18 protein-coding genes are annotated in these 20,761 nt (G+C 49.1%); 1 reads left to right on the top strand and 17 read right to left on the bottom strand.

Annotated features, from left to right (window positions below; all coding sequences use genetic code 11):
- Positions 1 to 28 precede the first annotated feature (28 nt).
- The 6 genes from PP769_RS06440 to asnS all read right to left on the bottom strand — a co-directional run bounded on the left by PP769_RS06440 (position 29) and on the right by asnS (position 7,496).
- Complete coding sequence (locus PP769_RS06440; protein WP_312646140.1) at positions 29 to 1,444, bottom strand: UDP-N-acetylmuramoyl-tripeptide--D-alanyl-D-alanine ligase; 1,416 nt, start codon at positions 1,442 to 1,444, stop codon at positions 29 to 31.
- Positions 1,445 to 1,459: 15 nt separating this feature from the next.
- Positions 1,460 to 2,974: a UDP-N-acetylmuramoyl-L-alanyl-D-glutamate--2,6-diaminopimelate ligase gene (locus PP769_RS06435; RefSeq protein ID WP_312646139.1), complete on the bottom strand. Its 1,515-nt coding sequence runs from the start codon at positions 2,972 to 2,974 to the stop codon at positions 1,460 to 1,462.
- Between the two features lie 3 nt (positions 2,975 to 2,977).
- Complete coding sequence (locus tag PP769_RS06430; RefSeq protein ID WP_312646137.1) at positions 2,978 to 4,747, bottom strand: peptidoglycan D,D-transpeptidase FtsI family protein; 1,770 nt, start codon at positions 4,745 to 4,747, stop codon at positions 2,978 to 2,980.
- Entirely contained in the window at positions 4,744 to 5,091 is a 348-nt protein-coding gene (locus tag PP769_RS06425; protein ID WP_312646135.1) for an FtsB/FtsL family cell division protein, read from the bottom strand. The genes PP769_RS06430 and PP769_RS06425 overlap by 4 nt, the downstream gene beginning before the upstream one ends.
- On the bottom strand, positions 5,088 to 6,002 hold the full coding sequence (gene rsmH, locus PP769_RS06420; RefSeq protein ID WP_312646133.1) for a 16S rRNA (cytosine(1402)-N(4))-methyltransferase RsmH: 915 nt from the start codon (positions 6,000 to 6,002) through the stop codon (positions 5,088 to 5,090). Before rsmH ends, PP769_RS06425 begins: the two co-directional genes overlap by 4 nt.
- Before the next feature lie 192 nt (positions 6,003 to 6,194).
- On the bottom strand, positions 6,195 to 7,496 hold the full coding sequence (gene asnS, locus PP769_RS06415) for an asparagine--tRNA ligase (protein WP_312646131.1): 1,302 nt from the start codon (positions 7,494 to 7,496) through the stop codon (positions 6,195 to 6,197).
- Between the two features lie 112 nt (positions 7,497 to 7,608).
- Here asnS and PP769_RS06410 point away from each other — a divergent pair, with 112 nt between their 5' ends.
- Positions 7,609 to 7,929 carry a rhodanese-like domain-containing protein gene (locus PP769_RS06410; protein WP_312646130.1) on the top strand — a complete coding sequence of 107 codons (321 nt, stop codon included), beginning with the start codon at positions 7,609 to 7,611 and terminating at the stop codon, positions 7,927 to 7,929.
- 50 nt (positions 7,930 to 7,979) lie between these two features.
- On the opposite strand, the gene PP769_RS06405 is transcribed toward PP769_RS06410, so the two are convergent.
- The 11 genes from PP769_RS06405 to PP769_RS06355 all read right to left on the bottom strand — a co-directional run bounded on the left by PP769_RS06405 (position 7,980) and on the right by PP769_RS06355 (position 20,700).
- A complete protein-coding gene (locus PP769_RS06405) occupies positions 7,980 to 8,909 on the bottom strand; it encodes an NAD-dependent epimerase/dehydratase family protein (RefSeq protein ID WP_312646129.1) in 930 nt (309 codons plus the stop codon).
- 58 nt (positions 8,910 to 8,967) lie between these two features.
- Entirely contained in the window at positions 8,968 to 9,750 is a 783-nt protein-coding gene (locus PP769_RS06400) for a TlyA family RNA methyltransferase (RefSeq protein WP_312646128.1), read from the bottom strand.
- A gap of 64 nt (positions 9,751 to 9,814) precedes the next feature.
- The gene (xseB, locus tag PP769_RS06395; protein ID WP_312646127.1) at positions 9,815 to 10,060 is read right to left on the bottom strand and encodes an exodeoxyribonuclease VII small subunit; all 246 of its coding nucleotides are present in this window, start codon (positions 10,058 to 10,060) and stop codon (positions 9,815 to 9,817) included.
- Positions 10,061 to 10,172: 112 nt separating this feature from the next.
- Positions 10,173 to 11,516, bottom strand: coding sequence for an exodeoxyribonuclease VII large subunit (gene xseA, locus PP769_RS06390; RefSeq protein WP_312646126.1), 1,344 nt, complete (start codon positions 11,514 to 11,516; stop codon positions 10,173 to 10,175).
- A 9-nt stretch (positions 11,517 to 11,525) separates the two neighbouring features.
- Entirely contained in the window at positions 11,526 to 12,305 is a 780-nt protein-coding gene (locus tag PP769_RS06385; protein ID WP_312646125.1) for a TIGR00282 family metallophosphoesterase, read from the bottom strand.
- Positions 12,306 to 12,325: 20 nt separating this feature from the next.
- Positions 12,326 to 13,888, bottom strand: a complete 1,563-nt coding sequence (rny, locus tag PP769_RS06380; protein ID WP_312646124.1) for a ribonuclease Y — start codon at positions 13,886 to 13,888, stop codon at positions 12,326 to 12,328.
- 708 nt (positions 13,889 to 14,596) lie between these two features.
- Positions 14,597 to 14,890 carry a cell division protein ZapA gene (locus PP769_RS06375; protein ID WP_312646123.1) on the bottom strand — a complete coding sequence of 98 codons (294 nt, stop codon included), beginning with the start codon at positions 14,888 to 14,890 and terminating at the stop codon, positions 14,597 to 14,599.
- A 16-nt stretch (positions 14,891 to 14,906) separates the two neighbouring features.
- Entirely contained in the window at positions 14,907 to 15,140 is a 234-nt protein-coding gene (gene zapB, locus PP769_RS06370) for a cell division protein ZapB (protein WP_312646122.1), read from the bottom strand.
- A gap of 49 nt (positions 15,141 to 15,189) precedes the next feature.
- On the bottom strand, positions 15,190 to 17,442 hold the full coding sequence (locus PP769_RS06365; RefSeq protein WP_312646121.1) for a transglycosylase SLT domain-containing protein: 2,253 nt from the start codon (positions 17,440 to 17,442) through the stop codon (positions 15,190 to 15,192).
- Between the two features lie 353 nt (positions 17,443 to 17,795).
- Positions 17,796 to 18,644, bottom strand: a complete 849-nt coding sequence (locus PP769_RS06360) for an HDOD domain-containing protein (protein WP_312646120.1) — start codon at positions 18,642 to 18,644, stop codon at positions 17,796 to 17,798.
- A gap of 208 nt (positions 18,645 to 18,852) precedes the next feature.
- Positions 18,853 to 20,700 carry a PAS domain S-box protein gene (locus tag PP769_RS06355; RefSeq protein WP_312646119.1) on the bottom strand — a complete coding sequence of 616 codons (1,848 nt, stop codon included), beginning with the start codon at positions 20,698 to 20,700 and terminating at the stop codon, positions 18,853 to 18,855.
- Positions 20,701 to 20,761: the final 61 nt, after the last annotated feature.

Below are 20,761 nucleotides of genomic sequence, written 5' to 3'. Positions count from 1 at the left end.
CCCTGGTATCCAGCCCGATTCATGCAGCCTAGGACCCGGGGCGGACGGCGTCGAGCACTCGTTCCATTTTTGCTCCACGGGAAGCCTTAATGAGCACAGCATCCCCACGCTTCACAATGGTTTTCAGCAAGGCTCCGGCTTCCTTGGCATCTTTCACCACGGACACCTGTGTGGGTCCGTGTACTTTTTGAGCACCTTCGGACATGTTGTGTCCAAACACACCACAAGCAATTAAATGGGTGACATGGTGCTTGGCAGCATGGCGTCCTATTTCCCGATGAAACTGCGCCTCTTTAGGCCCCAACTCAAGCATGTCACCCAATACGGCGATCGTCCTTCGGGCGCCATTCAGCTCAACAAGCGATTCCAACGCGGCTTTGACTGAAGCAGGGTTGGCGTTATAACAATCATAGAGATACAGCACTCCACCCCACCTGCGAATCTCCGACCGCATCGGAGCGGGGCGAAACTTTTGTAATCCTGAAACGATGTCATCGCCCGACAATCCCATGGCACAACCCACTGACGCGCCGGCCAGGGCATTGGCAATATTGTGCGGGCCCATGATTCGCACGCTGGCTCGTTTGGCCAATTTTCGATGCGGTAAGAACAGGCGAAATTCCGTTCTCCGTCCGTTCCACTCCAAGCCGGCCGCCCGAACATCCGCCTGAGCCGACATCCCGAATGAGATCACCGGACATTTCGCTTTCCGGGAAAACATTTTAAAAAATCGGTCGTCGGCATTCAGAATTGCCGCACCATCAGTTCGAGGAAGCCAATCCAATAGTTCAGCTTTCGATGTGGCCGACCTGGCCATTGTGCCGTAAAATTCCAAATGGTCGGGGCCGACATTGGTGATCACCCCTGCCGTAGGCCTGGTCATGTCACACAATTGAGTCGTCTGCCCCACTTGATCCACCCCCATTTCAATGACGGCAGCCTGGTGTCCGGAGTGAAGACCCAGGAGCGTCCTGGGTACACCTATGGCATTATTAAAATTCCCTTGCGTTTTATGGACACGCCAGCGAGTCGCCAGCACCTGATACACCATTTCCTTTGTCGTCGTTTTTCCATTGCTGCCGGTAATGGCCACCACCGGGATTGAAAAGCGCAATCGATGGAACCTGGCTAAGTCCTGGTACGCTCGCAGGGTATTGTTTACCGCCACCACCATGACAGGACCTGGGCCAGCCTGACGTACTTGCATCAACATCTTCCGGGCCTGCTCCTCCTCAACCACCACACCTCGGGCTCCCAGCTTGCAGGCCGTTTTCACAAATTCATGGCCATCGAATTTCTCCCCTTTCAAGGCCAGAAACAAATCACCGGATTTAATCTCCCGCGAATCTGTTTGCACTCGAAGCATTCTCCCTTTCTGTGGGCCCTGTAGGAGCAACCTGCCCCCTGTCGCATCGAGCACTTCGTTGATCTCAAAAGATGCCATCTTAAATCGTCAGCGCTACCGGGAACCCATCTGTCGCCGGATGGCCTTCCTGGCTTCTTCGCGATCATCAAAATGGATTTTTTGAGTGCCGAGAATTTGGTAGTCTTCATGCCCCTTCCCCGCAATCAACAACAGATCTCCATCCTTGGCTTCTGAAACCGCGGCATGAATGGCTTCGGCGCGATCGGTAATGATCCGATAGGGACACCGCTCGTCCGGAAGCAGGGATTGAATGCCCTGTTCGATTTGAGTCAGAATTGTTGCGGGATTTTCCGTTCGTGGATTATCGGACGTGACAATCACCACATCGCTATGGCGTGCCGCAACCTGCCCCATCTTGGGCCGTTTTCCTGGATCGCGGTCGCCCCCACAGCCAAACAGGGTAATGATTCTTCCTTTTGTAATGGCCTGCGCCGCTCGAAGTAACCGATACAGCGCATCTTCTGTATGCGCATAATCCACGACGACCGTAAATGGTTGGCCTTCATTGATGCGTTCAAACCGTCCGGGTACATTGGCCACTGCCTGCAGGGCTTGTTCAATCATCCGAACCGTCATGCCCATTTCCAGGCCAATTCCGATTGCAGCCAGCATATTCGACACATTATGTTCTCCCACCAACTGGCTGTTGATTGTCAACAGGCCCTTGGGACTGTGCACCAGAAATTCCGTTCCTCTCATAGAAAGGCGGACGGATTCGGCTCTGATGTCTGCGTGGGAATGAAGCCCATAGGTCCAGGTCGGAATGGAACAATGTTGAAGAATCAGGGAAGCCCGTTCATCATCCGCATTGACGAGGGCTCGTTTGGGGCGGGTCTTCTGACCGCTATCGACGCATTCGGTAAATAAACGGAGTTTCGCCTGAAAATAGGCATCCAACGTGTGATGAAAATCTAAATGGTCTTGCGTCAGATTGGTAAACACGACGATGTCGAATTCACAGCCGGCTATCCGATCTAAGGCCAACGCATGGGAAGAGACCTCCATGACCGCGACATCCATTCCGGCATTGACCATGGCGCTCAACATGTTCTGTAGTTCGACAGGAGCCGGGGTGGTATGTGACGCCACACGTCGCTCTGTCCCGAACACATAGCCTACGGTCCCCAACAGCCCCACATGATGTCCTTGAGCTTCCAGCAGGGATTTGGCTAAATGCGTCACCGTGGTTTTGCCATTCGTCCCCGTGACCCCTACCATGTGCAGGTGGACAGAGGGCATACCCGAAAGTTTTGCCGCCAACAACCCCAAAGCCTTCCGGGAATTTGTCACTCGAATGAGCGCAGACGAGTCTCCTGCTAATGGTGGATTTTGTGTCTCAAACCCCTCCTCCACCACCACACCGACTGCCCCTTGCTTTTGAGCCAGTCTCACAAACTGATGTCCATCATAGTGCTCCCCCTTGATGGCCACAAATACTGAACCAGGCTTCACTTGTCGGGAGTCCTCGGTAACGGACACAACCTCAGCCTGAAGATCCCCTTCACTTACCACCGTATCCAGTGAGGCAAGAAGCTCTTGAAGCGTCACAGATTACTGCACAATGGGCTGCGGTGAAGAAATTGGCGAATTGGCCGCAGCCGTCCGAATAACTGCGGATTTACCTGGCAACACTCCCAAATGGGGCAAGACGCGCTCTGCGACCTTTCGAAAGACCGGAGCGGCAATTTCCCCACCCCAGTTCCCAATCGCCGGCTCATCAATGACGACTAACATGGCAAGACGCGGGCGTTCGACTGGTGCAAATCCGACAAACGAGGCAATCACTTGTGAAGAAGAGTATGACCCGGTTTTCGGGTCAATTTTTTGAGCCGTCCCCGTCTTTCCCGCAGCACGATATCCGGCAAGCCTGGCACGCTTGCCTGTTCCTGCCTCTACGGCCAGTTCGAGAATACTAGTTAACGTGTCGGTGGTCTCAAGCGAAATGGGTCGCCGTTTGGGTTGCGGATCTTTGGTCAAGACAGCCTGTCCGTCTGAATCCAGGATCGAAGAGACGACGTAAGGCGTCATTAGCCAACCACCATTGGCCACCACTGACATGGCTGTGACCATTTGAATCGGGGTGACGGCGATTTCCTGACCCATGGCAATGGAAGAAAGGCTTCGACCACTCCATTTATTGGGCTCTCGGAGTATCCCTGAGGACTCTCCCGGAAGATCAATTTCGGTTTTTTCTCCAAACCCAAACGCTTTTAAATATTGAAAAACCCGGTCTTGCCCTAATTCCATGGCGACTTTGATCGCACCCACATTACTCGATTGCGCCACCGCTTCGGAAAACGTCATCCAGCTGGTTTTTGCAGGATCATGAACAATGGTCCCTGCCACCGACATTTTTCCATCACCCCCATAAATTAACGTGTCTGGAGACATCACCTGCTCTTCAAGCGCCGCCGCTGCCACCACAATTTTCAACGTTGACCCCGGCTCATAGGGATCCGTCACCAGTCGATTTCGCCAATCCTGAGTGGAAAACTGCCCTAAGTGATTAGGGTCAAAGGTCGGATGCAGTGCCCACGCCAGAATCGCTCCGGTTAAGGGATCCATGATCACAATGCTTCCAGATTTCGCGCCGCTTTGCTTCAAGGCTTGAGCCAACTCCGCCTCCGCAATGAATTGGACAACCTCATCTATGGTCAAAGTGAGATGATACCCGGTCGACAAGGGTATAGAATCATGACTCGGGGGTGAGGCAAGCTTTCTGCCCAAAGCGTCCCTTTGATATTTCACCAGGTTTTTTTCACCCCTTAGATAGGACTCATATTGCAGTTCCACCCCTTCTAATCCTTGGCTATCAATTCCTGCAAACCCCACGAGATGAGAAACCAATTCTCCCTTGGGATAAAAACGATGCGGTTCTTTGGTCAATCCCAGTCCGGATATATTCAATGCCTCCACTTTCTTGACGACCGGTTCCGGAATATTGCGTTTAACCCACACGTATGGCTGATTTCGTGTGAACAAATCGCGTAATTCCTTGACCGGCATTTGTAAGACCGGCGCTAAGGATCGGGCAACCCGTTGTGGATCATTCAAGGACGGCGGCCTCACATACAATGAGGACACTTCCACATTGAGAGCCAGTGGATGACCTTGTCGATCAACAATGACCCCTCGATCCGGCTGAACGATCACAGTCTTTTCGTGTTGCTGTTGTGCCTGATGAGCTCCAACGTCCGCTTGGAGGACCTGTAGGTAAAACAGTCGGCAACCAATAAGCACAAACCCGCAAAGGAGGCCCAAGCAGACAATGCCACTTCGTATTCGACAGACGGGATGAATGTCCTGAGATGGCGTTTTCACGGAAGGCTCACGACGGTATTGCCAAATTCACGGACCAAACGCACAGGAAAATAGCCATCCGATTCAGACTGGGGTAACGTATCCACCGAGACCATAACGATCTGTCCTTCCTGAGCCACGGTGAGTCCCAATTGACTTTGCGCCCGTTGGGCAACTCGCTGCGGATCCGTTAACTGCGACAGCCGAACCTGCAAGCCTTCTTGCTGTTTTTTGAATACCGCACGCTGAGTTTCTAACTCTTCAATGGCATACCCCAGTCGCCACATGTCTATCTTGACCCCAACATAAAGCAGGCACCACACTCCCAATAGAATCATGACGCCAAGGAACACGTTTTTCCTCATAGGGTCTCTCCTTCCGGAAGGCGCTCGGCCACACGCAACTTAGCGCTTCTAGCACGAGTATTTTGTTGTATTTCCGACACACTCGGATTCACAGGCTTCTTGACCAGCAATGCAACTTTTGGATGCTCTCTCTGCGCCAGAGAACGAAACGTCTGCTTTACAATACGATCTTCTAATGAGTGAAATGCGACGACACACACCCTTCCGCCATCCTTCAACAGGTCAATGGCATCCCGGAGAGCCGGCTCGAGCAAGTCCAATTCACGATTCACGCGTATCCGAAGCGCCTGAAAGGTCCTGGTCGCAAAATGTAAGCGCCCCTTTTTGTAGGCAAAAGGAAGCGCACCCTCCAGGACAGACACCAAGGCCTGCGTGGTTAGAATAAGACCGGCGCCTCTGGCCTGCACGATTGCGCGTGCAATTCGACGGGAATACCGTTCTTCACCGTAGGTAAAGATGACATCCGCTAACTCTTTTTCCGGAAGATGATTCACCAGATCAGCTGCTGTTACTTTCTGGGTTTGATCCATTCGCATATCCAATGGCCCACTCAGGGAAAAACTAAATCCACGCTCTGCCTGGTCCAACTGCAACGAGGACACCCCTAAATCAAACACAACCCCGTCAACCTTTTCATAGCCGGACTCCTGAACAAAATCTCGAATGTGGGAGAAATTCCCATGTAGTATATTTACAGACGATTCATATTCACTTAATGTCTTCTTCGCAAGAGCAATGGCCTGATAATCACGGTCCAAACCAATAATATGAGCATTTTTTCCGGTTTTTTCCAGTATCTTCAGCGACGTTCCACCAATTCCCACAGTACAATCAACGTAGACTCCACCAGGAAGCGGATTAAGCCAAAAACAGATTTCCTCTACGAGTACCGGTATATGAACATCATTCATGCACAGCTTGTTTCATTTTTACAATATATGTGGAAATCATCCCACTTCCTCCCACATCTGGAAGTATACAACCCTCGCCTATGATGTCAAGCACTCAGAAAATGTTGTAAGAAGGTAGGAGCTAGGGAATAGGAATTTTAGGAGCCATGGCCATATTATTTGTAAACCTCAAGGCATTTCCCAATTAATATCTCAAGGATACAACGTATAGAGCATCCTGGGGAATGGAATCGTTTCTCGAACGTGGTCCAATCCACAAATCCAGGCAACGACTCGCTCAATTCCCATACCAAAACCAGCATGAGGAACCGTTCCGTATCGTCGCAAATCCACATACCACTTAAAGGCCTCCTCAGGAAGGTCGTGAGCTTTAATTTGCGTCAGCAATTCATCCAAATCATGGATTCGTTGGCCTCCTCCAATAATTTCTCCATATCCCTCCGGCGCGAGCATATCCATACATAACGCCAAGTCTGGCCTCTCTGGATCTTTCGCCATATAAAATGCTTTGGCGGCGGCCGGATATCGATGAACAATCACCGGACGATCAAATTCTTGCGCCAAAGATGTTTCGTCATCGGCTCCGAAATCATCGCCGAATTGAATAGCGACCCCCTTTTGTTGAAGACGCGTCAGGGCCTCTTCATAGGTTATTCGCGGAAACGGTTTGGCCATGGCTTCTAATTTAGGAATATCCCGCTCTAAGATTTCCAGTTCAGGTCGACGAGATTCTACCACTCGCTGAATAACCGTTGAAACCAATTCCTCTGCCAGTTGCATGGCATCCGGTAGGTCGGCAAAGGCCATTTCCGGTTCAACCATCCAAAACTCCATCAAATGACGTCTGGTTTTTGATTTTTCCGCTCGAAAGGTTGGACCAAAGCAGTATATTTTCCCAAAAGCCGTTGCAGCCGCTTCTCCATACAATTGACCACTTTGGGCTAAATAGGCTACCTGGTCAAAATATTGAGTTTGAAATAAGGTCGTGGTGCCCTCGCAGGCGTTTGGCGTAAAAATCGGCGTATCAATTAAGGTAAAACCTCGATCATCAAAAAAATTCCGACACGTCCGAATTATTTCATGGCGAATCCGTAAAATGGCGTGCTGGCGTCGCGACCGCAACCAAAGATGCCGATATTCCATCAGGAAACCAACTCCATGGTCTTTCGGTTGGATGGGAAAGGGTTCTGCGATGTGCATCACTGCCAATTTGGATACATCAAGCTCGAATCCACCTGGCGCTCGAGCATCCCTTCGAGGTTTTCCAGTCAGAATCACAGAAGACTCCTGGGTTAACTGACTACACAAAGAAAATTGGTCGTCACCAACTTCACCTTTGCTTAAAATAGCCTGGAGATCTCCCGTGCCATCACGCACTGTCAAAAAGCTTAATTTACCGCTCGAGCGTCGGTTACGGATCCATCCCTTGATGGTAATGTCCTGGCCTTCAAATTGTGAAATCTGTTCAATCGAGACGACCGCCTGGTCCGGCATGTTGCTGCTCCCTCCCGCTCTCGCAAAGAAAAAATTGACACCCTGAAAATTCAGCCGCTATGATCATTTGTCTATACAGAGATACCTCAGGAACGTAAGGAGGCTTTCAAATATGAGTTACACTATCACTGTCAGCGAATTAAAAGCTCGCATGGATAAAGGCGATAAAATTTTTTTGTTGGATGTCCGAGAACCCCACGAATACTCTCTGGCAAAAATAGAGGGATCAGTGCTGATTCCTCTTGGCCAAGTTCCCCATTCTCTGAAACAATTGGACCCAAGCGCTGAGATTGTCGCGTATTGTCATAAAGGAATGCGGAGTGCGGATGCCGTGGGATTTCTTTTGCAACAGGGATTCTCGAATGTTAAAAATCTGATTGGAGGAATTGAAGCCTGGTCCATTGAGATCGATCAATCCGTTCCCAGGTATTAACAGAGAAGCTAACAGGTGAAATCATTCTCCTCCTACGCGGAACAGAGAGGTTAATTTCCGGTTCCACGAAAAAAATCGACTGTCCGGGTAAGCCCTTCCTGCAAAGTAACCTGAGGATCCCAGCCAAATACCTCTCTGAGTTTTGTCACATCCAACACACTCCTAAATTGCTCGCCTTTCTTTGCCGCTCCATATAGCTCTTTGCATTGACACTTCGTTAAACTTTTAATAATTCCATAACATTCGTTGATAGTCGTCTCCTGGCCAGTTCCCACATTAAAAATTCCCCGAACATCCTCTCCCAAGGTCACCAAGATCGCTTCCACCGCATCATCCACATAGATAAAATCTCTTGTCTGCTTCCCAGTTCCATTAACAATCGGTTGACCACCATCCAACATTTGTTTTGAGAAAATAGCCACGACCCCTGCCTCCCCCTCAGAGTCCTGCCTGGGGCCATAGACATTCGCAAAACGAAGCGCCACATACCGGAGTCCGGTCGCATTTGCATAATAGGCGAGATATTTTTCTCCAGCCAACTTACTGATTCCATAAGGAGAAAGAGGTTCTGTCCGGTGTGACTCTGGGGCCGGAAATATTTCCTGTTCCCCATAGACCACACCACCAGACGATGCAAATGTCACCTTTCGCACACCCTGCTTCACGGCATGTTCTAACACATTGATGGTCCCTAAAATATTGACTTGCGCATCAAACCCCGGATCATCCGTGGAATGGCGTACACTCATTTGCGCGGCCAGATGGACGACAATAAGAGGACGCTCATTTCGGAATACCCGTTCAATCCGCTTACTCTGGATATCCATTTTATAAAATTGGGCTTTTTTATTGACATTCTTTCGCTTCCCTGTAGAGAGGTTATCAACAACAATGACCTCATTGCCTTCCTGGATTAACCGGTCAACCAGATGTGATCCAATGAACCCAGCTCCCCCGGTCACCAGAATTTTTGTAGACATGCCCGGCTTTCTCCTTTTTCATAATTATGTTAAGGGGATACTAATCGGCTTGCTTCCTTCAGAACTCATCTGTCCGCTTTTTCATTCCCACCAACATTTCCTTATTTCCTTTTTTTCCCAATAGGGTCGAATCCATGACACCAATGACATCGAGACGAAGGCTACGGACATAATCCACAAAACCGTCCCTCACCTGCTCACGCAATCGTTCATCACGGACAATGCCTCCCTTTCCGACTTGTCCTTTCCCAACCTCAAACTGCGGCTTGACCAATGCGACAAGATACGCCTGATCACGCAGGACAGGCAAAATCACCGGCAATACCAAACGTAGGGAAATAAATGAAACATCGATTACCGCCAAATCAACCGGTTCAGGAATATCTTGGGGGCACATATGGCGGATATTGCAACGATCCATGACCACAACACGAGGGTCCGTTCTCAGCTTCCAATCTAACTGCCCATACCCTACGTCAATGGCATAGACTCGATTTGCGCCACGTTGCAACACACAATCCGTGAACCCCCCGGTGGAGGCACCCACATCCATCACCACACAGCCTGAACAGGAAATAAAAAATGCTTCCAAGGCAGGTGCCAGCTTTTCACCGGCTCGGCTGGCATAGGCGCATTCCGGCTTTGTCACTTCCAGCGAAACAGTTCTCGCAACCAGCTTCCCTGGCTTATCAATAAGGACCCCATCGACTTTCACTCGACCGGCAAGAATAAGTCGGCAGGCCTGTTCTCTGCTTGTGACCAATTCCTGATTCAGGACAAGGGAATCCAGTCGTTCCTTTGAGGGTCTCCGGGAAGGAGCTGATGGCTGAGCAGCCTTCATATGTTCATGCCCATGAAGCAGACAATGCGAAGATCACCGATTGAGAGATAGCCGTGGAGGAAACTTACGATTCTGGTAAATTGGAATCCTCAATCGAAAAAGCCTGTATACGCTTTCTTCCATCCTTGTCTTGCACAAGGATCTCCACTTTGCGTTCTGCATCATCCAACATTTTCAGGCAGGTTTTTGAGAGCTTGACTCCTTCCTCAAAAATTCTCAAGGATTCATCCAAGGAAAGCTCCCCGCGCTCCAACTCGGCCACAATAGTTTCCAAGCGGGACAATGCTTTTTCAAATTTCAGTACAGCCATAAATTTTGTCCGAAGATGATCAGTGATTCAGTTCTCTCGTAACATGGGTTCATGATCTATGAACCTGCCATGTATTATAGCCATGCCGGAACATGAAGCAAAAGAGAATTCCTTACGTTGAAGGATGGGTACGTTTTACCAGACAAATCAATTCGCCTTCATGAAGTCTGGCGCGTATAGACTCTCCCACAGAAACTTCTGTTGATTGCTTTACAACTTTTCCATTTGGCAGCTTGAGAACAATGCTATACCCCCGTGCTAAGACCGCAAGGGGACTTAATTGATTCAGCTGAGACATCCACAATTCTGTTTGATGGCGTTTACCAAGAATGCATCCGGACATCCCTCGCATAAGCCGAATCCCTCGGTCAACCAGAGCCCGTTGATGCCGATGGATGTCAATCCGGGGATTTCTCTCCCAAATCGAGGACTGATGCTTGAGCAACTGCACCTGGAGATTCCGGCACCAGTGCTTCATTTTGACATAAAGTTGCCGCTCTAACTCATCCACCTGTTGCACGAATTGTCCAAGCACGAGTCTAGGCTCAGGCAATCGTCCGGTCAATTCCTGAACTTGCCCTCTCCACGCGACACATAAACTCCTCATGGACCGTTCCAATCGCACTCGCTGAAGCCCCAAATGATGCCTAACCGTTGAGCAATCGGGAACCACCAACTCGGCCGCAGCGGAGGGAGTGGGAGCCCGATAATCCGCAGCTAAATCTGCGAGCGTCAGATCGGTTTCATGGCCAACAGCGGACACCACCGGAATCCTGGAAGAGGCGATAGCCCTCACCACAATTTCTTCGTTAAATGCCCAGAGGTCCTCCAACGACCCTCCACCACGCCCGACAATTAACACATCCAGTTTGCCTAATTGGTTGAGCACCCCGATAGCCTTGGCGATTTGTCCGGCAGCTTCATCCCCTTGCACGGGAACAGGAGCAATCAGAACCTGTGCAAAAGGCCAGCGACGATGAATGATGGTCAGCAGATCATGGATTGCCGCGCCGGAAGGTGACGTCACCAGACCAATCCGATGCGGGTACAGAGGAAGCACCTTTTTCCCCGAAGCTTCAAATAATCCTTCGGCTTCCAACTTTGCTTTCAGTTGAATAAAGGCTAATTGGAGCGCACCTACACCCTTGGGCTCAACCACCTCCAAGAGTAATTGATAGTCTCCTCGTGGTTCATACACCGAAAGGCGACCGAACACGAAAACTTCCAAACCTTCCTGAAGCGAAAATTTCAGGCGTTCGACCTGACTGCGGAAGAGCACAGCTCTGATCTGACTCGATTGGTCTTTCAGGGTAAAATACCGGTGTCCAGAAGACGGGCAGCGAAGATTAGAAATTTCCCCTTCAACCCAGAGTGGAGGAAAATTTTGTTCGAACGTTGAACGAATCTGTCGGGTGAGAGTCGAGACGGTAAGCACTGAAGGGAAAAGCCCTGGCACAGAAATTCGTTACTCGAACACACGAAGGCGCGTGATGTGAGTGGTTTTTCCAGTTGAGTAATTAATATTTAACACTGCCGCACTTAAAACAGAAGGTCCTGTCGCCACTTCGAATCTTTTCGGAAGTTGTGTCAAAAATTTCTGAATCACCATGTTTGGTTTCATTCCGATGACGGATTGAACAGGGCCGGTCATCCCCACATCGGTTAAATACCCCGTTCCCTGAGGTAAGATTTGTTCATCAGCAGTTTGAACATGCGTATGCGTTCCAAGGACCGCCGACACCTTGCCGTCCAAAAAATACCCCATCGCCATTTTTTCTGAGGTGGTTTCGGCATGCATATCCACCAGAATACAGTGAGTCTGTGTCGTTAATTGAGCCAATTCGCGTTCCGCAACCCGAAAAGGGCAGTCCACCATGGGCATAAACACTCGCCCCATGAGTTGCAAAATCACCAAACGCTCCCCATGAATGGTTTCTACGACACACGTGCCTTTTCCTGGAACTCCATCAGGATAATTCGCGGGACGGATCACGCGCTGCTCTTTTTGCAGATACTCTAAAGCTTCACGCTTATCCCAGGCATGATTGCCCAGTGTAATGACTGAAAGACCCAAATCAAACAAGTCTTCAGCCACTTCCTGTGTGATGCCAAACCCACCTGCCGCATTTTCCCCATTGCCAATAACCAGATCAATCTTATGCTCCTGAATAACTTTTGACAGATGCTTTAAGATCACCCGACGGCCGGGCTCTCCCATGATATCTCCGATAAACAGTACGTTCATGATTTCCTTTACTCACAGAGCTATTTGGCAAATTCGATAAAGCGATTTTCTCGAATGACTGTCACCTTTATCTGTCCAGGATATGTCAGTTCTTGTTCAATCTTTTTGGCCAAATCCCGAGACAGGGCAAAACTTTCACTGTCGTTTAATTCTCCCTGCCGAATTATTACCCGAATTTCACGTCCAGCCTGAATTGCATAGGCCTTATCAACCCCTGTAAACCCAGTAGCTAACGATTCCAGCTTTTCCAATCGCTTGACATAGGCTTCGAGAGTTTCGCGTCTGGCACCCGGGCGGGCGGCCGAGAGAGCTTCCGCCGCAGCCACTAATACCGATTCGGGACAAAGCGGCTCAACTTGTTCATGATGGGCAGCAATGGCATTCACAATGAGTTCCGACTCTCCATACTTCTTTGCCAATTCGGCCCCGAGCATCGCATGCGTACCCTCCTCTTCATGACTAACCACTTTTCCTATATCATGCAAGAGGGCTCCTCGCTTAGCCAATTTCACGTCTAACCCCAGTTCTGAAGCCATAATCCCACAGATATATGATGCTTCCCTGGCATGATATAAATTATTTTGTCCATAACTGGTTCGATATTTCAGACGACCCAATAATTTGACAATTTCAGGGTGAAAATCTGAAAGACCGACTTCAAAGATAACTTTTTCAGCATCGTCTCTCATCAACTTATCTAAGTCGCCCTTGACCTTTTCTACGACTTCCTCAATCCGAGTCGGATGAATGCGCCCATCCTGCATGAGGCGTTCAAGTGCAATTTTGGCGACCTCCCTCCGAAGGGGATCGAATCCGGACACGATCACTGCCTCCGGGGTTTCGTCAATTATAAGATCAACCCCGGTTGCCGCCTCCAAAGCCCGAATATTTCTTCCCTCGCGACCGATAATCCTTCCCTTCATGCTATCATTCGCGAGTGGAACCACTGAGATCGTGGCCTCGTTGACGTAATCTCTTGTGATCCGCTGTATCGACCGAGTTACAATTTCTCTAGCCTCTCGTTCAGCGGTTTCTTTAGCCTCATCCAAAATTCTTTTTGTTAACAACGCCGCATCCATCCGTGCTTCACTTTCAATTTCACCCAGCAACTGGCGTTTGGCTTCCTCGGCCGTAATTCCTGCCACCTGCTCCAGGGCAAGCCGGTGCTCCTTAATGGCTTGGTCGCACGCAGCAGCTTTATTGACCAGAGCTTCCTCCTTCTCCTTAAGGGAACGCTCTTTTCGTCGCATCTCCTCATCACGTTTTTCAAATTGGTTGATTTTACGCTCAAGGGCCTCTTCTCGCTGGATGATTTTTCGATCCGCGGCTTGAATTTCATTCCTCTTTTCCTTTTCTTTTGTTTCAAGTTCAGACTTGGCTTGAAACAGCAGATCTTTTACTTCGATTTTTGCTTCTTTGACTAGATTTTCGGCCTCTCGTTGAGCATTTTGGGTGAGCTGTTGAGCTTGCTCTTCAGCTGCTGACCGACGCTTCAAGTCTCTCTGTTGCTGATACACCTTCGATAACACAAATCCAAGAAAAAGCCCGATCACCACTGCAAGTATGGGAATTACCGTGTCCATTGGTTAGCTCCTATTCGTTTCCTCATGTCACAATCACGAGAAAGATTTATCTTCCCTCTGTTAGGCGGAAACAGACCCGCAAAACCACAGGGGAAAATCAGAAAAGGAAGGAATACGGAAACTGGAGAAAGGCCTATCTGAATATGATAAAAGGCCTATATTTTTAAGAAACGATGAGGAGGAGAGATAGGGCAACTCTCTAAGCCGAAAGGGCACATAGCAACCCGCAAAGGACTCACCCAATGAATCCAGTCTTCACAAATCCTGCTTGAAGTAGAAGAACATGGATACAACCCAGGCCAATAATTTAAAATTTTTAGATCAAAAGGCGAGCCATTTGGATAGAAATGAGCAATTTGCCACGTAAACAACGATTTCCAAGAATTCAACCTGCCCTTAAATAAAATTTCCCTACCTCGTACGATCCCATCATACAAAAAACCCACAATGACTATGAAAATACCTGTCATAGTGGGCCTCCAGTTCAATTCCCTCCACAAGAGGGATATTCCTTTCTTTCTTTGAAATTCAATAACTTATGAAAAGTAAAATATCAGAAGACGATGAGGAATTTCAATAATGTGCCAGTTGAATGATGGGAATAGACGTACAACATTCCGCCAACCATTGGAAAAAAGCACTTCAACCAATTGATTTCAAAGGTAATACCTATTAACGCTGGATAAGAGGAAATGAAGGAGAGAATGGTTAATGCGGGTTGGCCGCGAGATGTTTTTCTATCGTTTCCAGTAAGACTTGAGTCCGACGCTCAATTTCAGCTTCTCCAAACTGCCGGTGCCTCTCCTGTCGAAAGAGCTGATCCGTAATGTTAATTGCAGCTAAAATAGCCAGCTTTGTGGGAGTGCTTGTTCGGGTTTTTTTGGCGAGGGTACGCATTTGCGCATCAACATACCCGGCCAACTCATGAAAATACGCCTCATCTCCCTCTCCCTGGAGAGAGATTCGATGACCAAAGATTTCGACTTCAATGGTCCTCGTCATTCTTAAGTCCTGTAGATTAATCGTTTGAACGGTCTAAAAATTCAAGCTCGCCTAGCACTTTTTCAATTCTGGATCGAATCGTGGTTCGCTCCTCTTCCCATCCTTCAGACATTTCTTCGTGTTTGGCCAGCCGTTCCCGAGTCGATTCCAACTCCTGTTCAAGATGGGATTTATCCTGCCGTAGTTCAATGACCAGATCAAGTAATTTCTTAACTCGAACCTCCAACGTTTCTAATTTCTCTACGCTCACGTGCGCGCCTCCTTATTCGCAAGGTCAAACGAGGCGGACTATAATTCGTTCAACAAAACCTGTCAAGAGAAACACCTCGGCAGGCATCTCCAAACAATGTCCGATAAATTCGATAACTTCCAAGTACGCGTTTCACATATCCACGGGTTTCTCGATATCCAATCAGCTCGATAAATTCATCAGGATCCCGATGACCATTTTGCCCAATCCACCGTTTGACCGCCTGAGGTCCGGCGTTATACGCGGCTACGGCAAAAATAATATTGCCCTGAAATTCATTCAGTAATTGCCCCAGGTAATACGTCCCCAATTGAATATTGCGATTTGGCTCATCCAGGCCCTTTCGATCAGAATCGGAATCCTGTAATCCCAATTGACGTCCAACCTTTTTGGCTGTCTCTGGCATGAGCTGCATCAGGCCAATCGCGCCAACCGGAGAGACAACACGAGCACTATATAGGCTTTCTTCTCGTATAAGCCCCGCGACTAAAAACGGATCCACATGCTTTGGAGCAAACGATTGAATGACACTTTGGTAGCCCATGGGAAAAGCTCCCAACCAGGCGGCAGACGAGGAATGAAGCTGTCCTTTCCGCAACGTCCCGCCAAAATGACGAATAGATAATCGAATCCCGACGTCGTAGGCCCCAACTTCGCTTGCTAACGAGACCAATTGAGGAAAGGCTTTGGGATCCGCTCCGAAGTGGGCAAAAACAACCTCAAGCTCTCGGACTGCCTCTTTAAACAGGCGAAGGGTTCGTAACTCTAGAGTTTTTTGATAATGGATATCCTGTTGAAGATGAGCTGGAGTCTCCACATTCATTATGTCTGTTGATGCCAATACCGCCCATGGTTTCGTCGAAAATTCTGCGGGACCGAGCCGAACCTCCGCCAATTGCCCATAGTAGGTAAAGGGGTAGTCCTGGCTTAAATTTTTTAGACGTTCTCGCGCGGGCTCCATCTGCCCAAGATGTTCCTGGGCACGGGCCAGCCAATAGAAAGCCTGCGAAGCCGCATGCAGAGAAGAGTCGGTTTGAGGAGTTCCAACTGCCTGGATAATCTCCTGAAACATTTCAATGGCTTCAATGAATTGTTTCTGTTGATAATGAATCCACCCCACTCGCCAAAGCGCATCTAACCGCTGCGTCAGCGTATGTGCCACAGCCGCTGCCCGCTTATAGGCCTTCCCAGCCTCTAGCCAGCGCGCATGATCTTCCAACCAAATGCCATAAAAGGTGAGGAGCAACGATTGCTGATCACCTGTTACTTTTTCAATCGACAGGGCTCCGACAAGAGCCTCCAATTCTGGCCCTTTCCCCTGACGCAAATACACTCTTCCTAACCATACCCATGCATCATCTCTTCTGGAGGAGGAGGAACGTGAGAGTGAGGTCAGTATCGTTTCTGCCTGGTCATACCGTTTCAAACGAACTAAGGCCATGGCCAACGTATATTGGACCTGAAAAAGCTGAGGAGCGGGAGGAGATAGAGACGCAATGTGTTGGAATTCCTGAACAGCCTCCTCCAAAGCCCCCCCATTATATAAGGCCATGCTACGCTTGAATCGCTCTTCTAGTGAGGGTAAAAACAAAGACCCCACTTCCCGGCGTAGCCACGACTCAGCCTCCACTCGCTCTTGGGCTAAGGGGAATTTCCACCATAATTCACGGAAAATCTCAATCGCTTTTTCCCGTTGTCCCATCTGAGCAGAACATAGACCCATTTGAAAGAAGGCATTGGCGGATTTGGGATGGTCAGATTTTATACTGAGAGCCTGAGACCACATCGAGAGAGCGGCTTCACAATCCCCCAATTTTGCCAATACATCCCCACCCGCATAGAGTGCGTCAGCTCGGAGCAAAGAATCGGAAAAATGCTCCCTAAATTGTCGAAATGCCTCTGCTGCTTCCTTCCCCAAACCAGCATGGGAGTATGCCTGCCCCATCCAAAAGGTGAGATAATCACTCAGATTAGGGAATTCAGGAAGAGAGGCTTGCAACAAAGGAATAGCCTCAAGAGGGGAGGATTCCTTGAGCCAATATCCATAACGAATCCCGGCATGTTTGGCCAAAGCGGAATTACCATTGACTGCGACAAACTCATTGAAAAATTTGGCATGATCCAAGCGGGCTCCAGAATCAGTTCCGGAAGATTCTAGTTGTTCAAGAAATTGCGCGACACATCCTTCAGGATTCTGACACGGGGCGGAAGGAGGGTCCAAGGAGGCAACGGTCTGAGGGAGAAAGAGGATGCATCCTCCCACGATCACTCCGCCAATCAGATGTACCGACAGAACCTTCATGACTCTCCTCAATTTCATTACCTACCAGCTTACCCAGTATTTGTCATGCATACAATCACCAGAATGCCAGAAAATTTCATCAGTAAAGTGATAAATCGGGTCGTCCGGGTGACTGACCTTCCTCCCCTTTAATTCGAAAACACGAGAAGACACTCTTCAGGCAAATACTACACCCTGTTCTTGCCAATGGGAACCCAAAGAATTCCGGAATTTTAGACCAGACTAGGGAAAAAAAGAAGATAAGATTACGAGGCAAATTTTAACGAAGGTTAATGATAAGCATCCGCCAAAAACATGGGCAGGTCATTGGGGGCATGCGGATCGTCGGATACTGAATTGAGCGATACGAGGGTTCATTGAATCGCCAGTTGCGGAATACTTGGCATCCAGCTTTGCCAAATCGGTAGTTTTTCCCACAGACCTAAACGGGTTAAATAGGCTTCCCCTTCTCTCCCAATGACTCCATCCCAATTCTGAGCGATCCCTCCTCCCTCAACAAAATTTCCGGCATACACCGCCGCCAAAGGGCCGAAGGTCGCATGGGGAACCTTCCATGGATCATCATGAAACGCCACAATCGCCAGTAACACATCATCTATACCCCATCGCGCCAGAAAAGTGGCTCCACTTTCCCCGTGAGTGTACCCTAAGGCCCGTCTTTCCAACTCCCCCAAGCTCCCTCCTCGGCATTGAGATATCTCTACCACCGTCGTAAATGCCTCCGGATGCTGAGTCAAAAACACGAGCATGCCAATATCATGAAGCACCCCTCCCACAAATGATTGCCAAACCATGCGTGGATTCGATCCCTGATGCAAGGCAATCCGTGCAGCCAAGTATCCCGTTCTGAGGCTATGCCGCCACAAGGCTGCAATACTCGAAGATTCTACTGCACATCCCTCGGATAAGAGAAACACTTCGATCCCAAGGTCTAACGCACGCTCCAGATCGACCGGGATCATTCCCGCATTACCCGCTACTACCTGCACATGCATTTCCACCTCAAGGTCAAAATAAGGTGACGCCCGAGATGGAAGCTCATCGAATTTTGTTTGCCCTCCCATCAGCAACCGCGGTGAAAATGATCTGGACCAGGGAGCCAGTGGCTTTCCGGTCTGAAACGAAGACACCCAATTTTTAGGAGTCCATTCTTCCTCCCCCTTCCAAAAGTCATCATCGGTTCTACGCCAATATTCAATCACGGGAGATACTCCAGGAAACCCAGAAAATTGCAGAGGACTGAACGCTTTCTCTCACATCTTCAAAATTTTCTCGGTTTCACCAGACTGACTCTTGAGGTAGGAATTCCTAAGGCAGTCCATGAAAAATGCCAAACAAAAGGAAGAAGCAACAGAACAACACAACGCTCATGAAGAGACGGTCAGAAAAACAATGGAAATTATGAAGAAGTTACAAATCGGGAAAATGAAAATTCCCTGGCAGGTCTAGAAAAAATGTGGCCCCTTGCCCCATACCCTCGCTTTGAGCGCGAAGCGCCCCGCCCATATTTTTTGCCATTAACGCACCGTGATGCAGACTCAAGCCACGTCCTCCATATTTGGTGCTGTACCCTTGACCAAAAATTTTCGTAATGTCGTCGGGAGGAATCCCGCTGCCGGTATCCTGAACTTCCAAGCAAAGAGAATCCGGAGGGCCAATGATGAGCTTGATGCGCACAATTAAGTGCCTCCGAGCAGCCGATTCCATTGCCTGACAGGCATTGCGAATGACATCCACCAAAATTTGAAGGAGTTGATGCTTTTCCACGATGAGCTGTGGGACCTCCTGAAACTCCTGAATCACCGAAACGTTGGTTTCCTCCAACATCTTTTGATTCACTGTCAGGGCCTCCGCTATCACTTCAGCCACACATACCCGTTCCGTCATCCCGCCGGGCTTAGCCAGATCCTGTTGGACCGCAACGCATTGCTGGGCATGCCCGGCATTCTCCCTCAAGCGCTCCAGTTCCAACAAAGCCACTCGCTGCTCTTCCTTTAATTGCTCCGATAATTTCCCCAAATAATGCGGTACTTGTTTCCCCTTGGGGTTTTGCGATAAGTACCTTCCAAGATCTTCACGATGCTTATCCAATAACTCTGAGATACGACCTACATCCCCCACCATCGAATTTTTCAAAAGATCCGTAATGACCCCGATGGATACATTAATGCTATTTAACACATTGCCTACATTATGCAGCACACCCGTCGCCACTTCGGCCATTCCCAACTGCCTTGAGGTTTCCATTAACTGCTCATGCAACTGTAGCTTCTCTTCTTCCATCCGTTTTCGTTCAGTGATATCCTGGGCAACACATACCAACCCCTGAAATTGCCCCTGCAGATCCTGCATCATCGAACCAGAAACCGAAATGGTAATTTTCTCTCCCTCATGTGTCAGGAAACTGGATTCCACCCCACTCACCGATCCTTGAAGTAAGAGATTTTCGATGATAGCACCTTGGGAAAATTCCTCGCCAAAAATCAAGCCGGGCGACTGTCCAATGAGGTCATCCTCCTGATAACCCAAAAGATTTAGCAAAGAGGGATTCACCGCACCAATGGTCATATCGGCGTTAATGACTAACAGAGAGTCGGCCATCGATCTGAGAATATTCTCAACATAGTATCTGGAAGCTGCTAATTCGCCCCGAGCAGATTCCAATGCCCCCGTCGCCTCTTTGCCAATTGTGTCATCAATATCCAGAGAGGGAGTAGAGGAAGAACCGATTTCAGCAGAGTCGGTTGCCCTATCAAACGGGGGCTGCACGGGTTTCGGTAACGGCAGGCTTAAACAACTGGCTAATTGAAAGGCCTCTTCTCCAAGAAATGGAATCCGAAGTACCGCCCATTGTTCGGGCCGACTCACAACCAGGCGATGGGGCCATGATGCGCGATCAGAGGGAAGACAGAAGATGCACCGTAAGGCCTGATCATATTTCCACAGTTCCTCAATCAGATCTCGCACGATCTCCCATTCCCCTGAACGACCCTCAATAACAACGAGAGCAAAAGGATTGTTTACAGCTTGAGCCTCTGCGAACTTCGCTAAGACCTGAGGACCCATTTCCACGCTGACTAGGGTGAACTGCGGTAAAGATGGCTGAGAACCGAAGCTTGCAATACTTTTGTCTCGTAATAAGCTCTCTACCGGCCAGGCATCCACAGACGGCACAGACAACGCATCGCGCAACATACCCTGGATTTCGGGATGCGTCCAAACCAGTAATACAGGGCGATGCGCAGGAGTCGGTACCATAAATTATAATGAGATAAAAAAAAATTTTCCCAATATCCACAAAGCAAATGTCAGCAATCTA

This window comes from Candidatus Nitrospira allomarina, assembly GCF_032050975.1.
Lineage (GTDB): Bacteria > Nitrospirota > Nitrospiria > Nitrospirales > UBA8639 > Nitrospira_E > Nitrospira_E allomarina.
The sequence above is the reverse complement of the archived record's forward strand: the minus strand, read 5'-3'. Positions and strand labels throughout refer to the sequence as shown.